This window comes from Variovorax sp. KK3, assembly GCF_001984055.1.
In the GTDB taxonomy this organism is placed as follows: Bacteria; Pseudomonadota; Gammaproteobacteria; order Burkholderiales; family Burkholderiaceae_C; genus Variovorax.
Map to the genome: position 1 here is coordinate 1 of NZ_LYVO01000159.1, position 4,174 is coordinate 4,174.

The 4,174-nt window shown below is 67.8% G+C and carries 6 protein-coding genes; 1 reads left to right on the forward strand and 5 read right to left on the reverse strand.

Features of this window, described 5'->3' with window-relative positions; genetic code table 11:
* The 4 genes from B0W80_RS33775 to B0W80_RS33790 all read right to left on the reverse strand — a co-directional run.
* Window positions 1-389, reverse strand: a 389-nt coding sequence (locus B0W80_RS33775; protein ID WP_179107100.1) for a tripartite tricarboxylate transporter permease, incomplete at its 3' end; no start/stop codon positions are given.
* 16 nt (window positions 390-405) lie between these two features.
* Window positions 406-894 (reverse strand): tripartite tricarboxylate transporter TctB family protein, encoded by a 489-nt coding sequence (locus tag B0W80_RS33780; RefSeq protein WP_077003503.1) that lies wholly within the window; start codon window positions 892-894, stop codon window positions 406-408.
* A gap of 144 nt (window positions 895-1,038) precedes the next feature.
* A complete protein-coding gene (locus B0W80_RS33785) occupies window positions 1,039-2,199 on the reverse strand; it encodes an acyl-CoA dehydrogenase family protein (RefSeq protein ID WP_077003504.1) in 1,161 nt (386 codons plus the stop codon).
* 84 nt (window positions 2,200-2,283) lie between these two features.
* Window positions 2,284-3,057: a type III pantothenate kinase gene (locus tag B0W80_RS33790; protein ID WP_077003507.1), complete on the reverse strand. Its 774-nt coding sequence runs from the start codon at window positions 3,055-3,057 to the stop codon at window positions 2,284-2,286.
* A gap of 121 nt (window positions 3,058-3,178) precedes the next feature.
* On the opposite strand from B0W80_RS33790, the gene lysM reads away from it, so the two are divergent.
* Complete coding sequence (gene lysM / locus B0W80_RS33795; protein ID WP_077003505.1) at window positions 3,179-3,640, forward strand: peptidoglycan-binding protein LysM; 462 nt, start codon at window positions 3,179-3,181, stop codon at window positions 3,638-3,640.
* A gap of 55 nt (window positions 3,641-3,695) precedes the next feature.
* Here the strand turns inward: lysM and B0W80_RS33800 are convergent, their stop codons facing one another.
* Window positions 3,696-4,154, reverse strand: a complete 459-nt coding sequence (locus B0W80_RS33800) for a rhodanese-like domain-containing protein (RefSeq protein WP_077003506.1) — start codon at window positions 4,152-4,154, stop codon at window positions 3,696-3,698.
* Window positions 4,155-4,174 lie beyond the last annotated feature (20 nt).

Genomic DNA, 4,174 nt, shown 5'->3' on the forward strand with positions numbered 1-4,174 from the left:
GCGGCCAGGATCAGCGTGCCCACGCAACCGGCGAAGAAGGAGCCCAGGCCGGCGGCCGCCAGCGCGGGGCCGGCTCGTCCCTGCCTTGCCATCTGGTAGCCGTCGATACAGGTCACCACCGAGGACGACTCGCCCGGCAGGTTGACCAGAATGGCGGTGGTGGAGCCGCCGTACTGGGCGCCGTAGTAGATGCCCGCCAGCATGATGAGCGCCGACACCGGCGGCAGCGCGTAGGTGGCCGGCAGCAGCATCGCGATGGTGGCGACCGGGCCGATGCCAGGCAGCACGCCGATCAGCGTGCCCAGGATGCAGCCGACCAGGCAGTAGAGCAGGTTGGTGAACGTGAAGGCGACGCCGAAGCCGGTCGCCAGGTTGTGGATGAGTTCCATGGTGCGTTGTCCTGCTTCAGCCCGAAATGAAGGTCGGCCAGACCTGGATCTGAAGCTTCAACGCCCAGATGAATGCCACGTAGCTGCCCACGGCGAGGATGGTGGCGAGCACCAGCACGTCGCGCAGCTTGAAGTGCTCGCCCGCCAGGCTGGAGATGATGGTCAGCGCGTAGATCGCGATGATCATCCCCATGGCCGGAACGCCGATGGACGGCAGGCCGCCCAGCAGCACGCCGAAGGCCAGGTTGGCGCCGATGACGAAGGCCAGCGGCTTCCAGGCCCACTTGCCGATCTTGTCGCCGTCGGCGGTCTCCACCGCCAGGCCCTGGAACATGATGACCGCGCCCAGGATGGCCAGCAGAATGCCCAGCATCAGCGGGAAATAACCGGGCCCCATGCGGGCACCGTCGCCCACGTTGTAGCTGGTGGCGCCGACAGCGAATGCGCCCCCCACCACCGTGAACATGACTCCTGAAAAGAAGTCAGCCTGACTCTTGATTTGCATTGTCTCGATCCTCGTAGTGACCATCCGAGGGTCGTTTCCGGCGCCTGACCGCTGGCTGACCAGGGCTGTACGGAATTCCACGTAAACGGGGTGCGGCCTCCTGGTTTTCCCTTGGAAAAAGGGGCCCGGGACGCGGTCGAGCGCTCAGTTTCTGGGCGGCCGCTTGGCGATGCCCATGGTCTTGGCCAGGATGCCCAGCATCACCTCGTCGGCACCGCCGCCGATCGAGGCGAGCCGGCCGTCGCGGTAGAGCCGCGACACGCGGTTCTCCCAGGTGAAGCCCATGCCGCCCCAGAACTGAAGGCAGGTGTCGGCGACCTCGCGCGTGAGCCGCCCGCACTTGAGCTTGGCCATTGATGCCAGCGCGGTCACGTCGTCGCCCTGCACGTAGAGCTCGCAGGCGCGATAGGTGAGGGCGCGCAGGGCCTCGACCTCGGTCTGCAATTCGGCCAGCTTGAACTGCACCCACTGCTGGTCGGCCAGCGTGCCGCCGAAGAGCTGCCGCTGCTGCGCCCATTCGATGGTCTCGCGAATGCAGTCTTCCATCGGCAGCAGCGAGCTGGCGGCGCACCACAGGCGCTCTTCCTGGAACTGCTGCATCTGGTAGACGAAGCCCTGGCCTTCCTCGCCGATGCGAAAGCGTTGCGGCACGCGCACCTCGTCGAAATGGATCAGGCCGGTGTCGCTCGAATGCATGCCGATCTTGCGGATCTTCTGCGCCTTCTCGATGCCGGGGCTGTCCATGGGCACGATGACGAGCGACTTGTTGCGGTGCACGGGTCCATCGCCCGTGTTGACCAGCATGCACATCCAGTCGGCCTGCAGGCTGTTGGTGATCCACATCTTCTGGCCGCTGATGAGGTAGTCGCCGCCGTCCTTTCGGGCGCGGGTCTTGAGGCCTGCCACGTCGCTGCCGGCACCGGGTTCGCTCACGCCGATGCAGCCGACCGTGTCGCCGGCGATGGCCGGGGCGAGGAACTCGCGGCACAGTGCGTCGCCGCCGAAGCGGGCCAGGGCGGGCGTGCACATGTCGGTCTGCACGCCGATGGCCATCGGCACGCCGCCGCAGCGCACGTGGCCCAGTGCCTCGGCCATGGCCATGGCGTAGGAATAGTCGAGTCCGCCGCCGCCGTAGGCCTCGGGCTTGTGCAGGCCCAGCAGGCCCAGCGCGCCGAGTTGCTTGAAGACGGCATGGGCGGGAAAGGCTTCGGCCTCTTCCCATTCGTCGACGTGGGGGTTGATCCGCTCGTCGATGAAGCGGCGCAGCGTCTTCTGGATCTCGAGGTGCTCGTGGGTGTACGCCATTCCCCACTCTAGGCGCGCGCATCGGCGCGCCGCTTGTGCCAACTGGCTACGCCGCAGGGGCCGGCGGCGCGGCCGGAGCCGGCGTCAGGAGGCGAGCATGCGTTCCTGGGCGATCACCAGCAGGCCGTCCATGATCAGGCTGTCGACCAGCTCGAAGTTGCCGTTCATGCTGGGCGCCATCTTCCAGCCCGCGCCGCCGGTCATGTAGCAGGCCGGCTCGGCGCCGCAATGGGCGCGCACGTGCTGCACCATGCGCTCCACCGCACCGGCGATGGCGTAGGTGCCGCCGCTGGTCAGGGCGTCGCTGGTGTTGGTGGGAAATTCGCGCACGTCGCCGGTCGGCACGTGCAGGCCGGCGGTGCCCGACTCGAGTGCGCGCAGCATGATGCCGTGGCCCGGCAGGATGAGCCCGCCCAGGAACTTGCCGTGCACGTCCACCGCCTCGACCGTGACGGCGGTGCCGATCATCACCACCACCATCGGCCGTGCCGGGCCCTGGGCCAGCATGCGGTGGCGCGCGCCGATCATCGCGACCCAGCGGTCGGCGCCCAGGCGCGTGGGGTGGTCGTAGCCGTTGACGATGCCGGCCTCGGCGGCGCTCGACACCACCCAGCGCGGCGAGCAGTCGAAGCGTTCGGTCACCTGCTCTTCGGCGCGACGCCGCACCGCGTCGCCGGCCACCACGCAGCCCAGCATGGAGGAGGGGGCCGCCAGGTCGGCCCAGGGTCCGTCGGCCAGCCGTTCGATGTGGTCGAGGAACTCGGCGCCGTGCGACAGCAGCGTCGCACCGGGCCGGGCCGCGTCGTAGAGCGACCACTTGAGCCGGGTGTTGCCGATGTCGATCGCGAGGAATGCCATGCGCGGCATTATTGCGAGTTGCGCTCACGGGTGCTTGCAATTGCGAACGACGCCTACGCCGGCGCGTCACGGCGCGCCGTTAAAGTGGCCGTCCGATCAACCAAGGCACAAGGAGAATTCCATGGGATTGCTGAGTTTCATCAAGGAAGCGGGAGAGAAACTGTTCGGCGGCTCGTCGGCCCACGCGGCCGAGCCCGACGCCAACAAGGTGGCGGGCAATGCCATCAAGACCTACATCGAGAGTCAGAACCTCGGCCTGACCAACCTGGACGTGAGCTACGCGGCGGCCGACGGCCTGGTCACCTTGAAGGGCAACGCGCCTTCGCAGGAAGCCAGCGAGAAAGCCACGCTCGCGGCCGGCAACGTGTCGAACGTGACGAAGGTCGACAACCAGCTGGTGGCACCGGCCGCCGACCCCGCGCAGTACCACGATGTCGTCAAGGGCGACACGCTCTCGGCCATCTCGAAGAAGTACTACGGCGACGCCAACAAGTACAACGCGATCTTCGAGGCCAACAAGCCGATGCTGACGCACCCCGACAAGATCTACCCCGGTCAAAAGCTCCGTATTCCAAAGCTCTGACCGAGCCTTCGAGTCGGTATACCAAGCCCGCCGCCGCGCGGGCATTTTTTTGCGCCTAGTTCTGCTTCCAGGGCAGCCCGCGCAGGCGCCAGCCGCCCTTGCGGCCGCGGTGGCCGTCGGCGTCGGCATCGCCTTCGAAGCCCTCGAGGATGTTGTAGGCCTCCAGGCCCAGCTCGGTGGCGCGGCGCGCGGCCGAGATCGAGCGCACGCCGCTGCGGCACAGCAGCACGGCCTTCTTGCCCTGCGGCACGGCGGCGCGCAGCGCTTCGTCGAACGCGGGGTTGGGCGCCATGCCGGGCCACTGCTTCCACGCGACGCCGACGGCGCCGGGCACGAAGCCCACCCATTCGCGCTCGGCGTCGCTGCGCACGTCGACCAGCACGGCCTCGCCGTTGGTCGTCCAGGCGTGGGCCAGTTCGGGCAGCACGTCGCCGGCATAGCCTTCGGCCGGACGCACGCCCTGCGCTTGTTCACCATCCGGTGCATTACCGGGAGCCGTGTCGGTCGTCGTCATAAGCATCGTCTTTCTCTAGG

Coding starts and splice junctions, on each gene's coding strand:
- B0W80_RS33780 (WP_077003503.1), bottom strand. CDS start 894: ATGCAAATCAAGAGTCAGGCTGACTTCTTTTCAGGAGTCATGTTCACG.
- B0W80_RS33785 (WP_077003504.1), bottom strand. CDS start 2,199: ATGGCGTACACCCACGAGCACCTCGAGATCCAGAAGACGCTGCGCCGC.
- B0W80_RS33790 (WP_077003507.1), bottom strand. CDS start 3,057: ATGGCATTCCTCGCGATCGACATCGGCAACACCCGGCTCAAGTGGTCG.
- lysM (WP_077003505.1), top strand. CDS start 3,179: ATGGGATTGCTGAGTTTCATCAAGGAAGCGGGAGAGAAACTGTTCGGC.
- B0W80_RS33800 (WP_077003506.1), bottom strand. CDS start 4,154: ATGACGACGACCGACACGGCTCCCGGTAATGCACCGGATGGTGAACAA.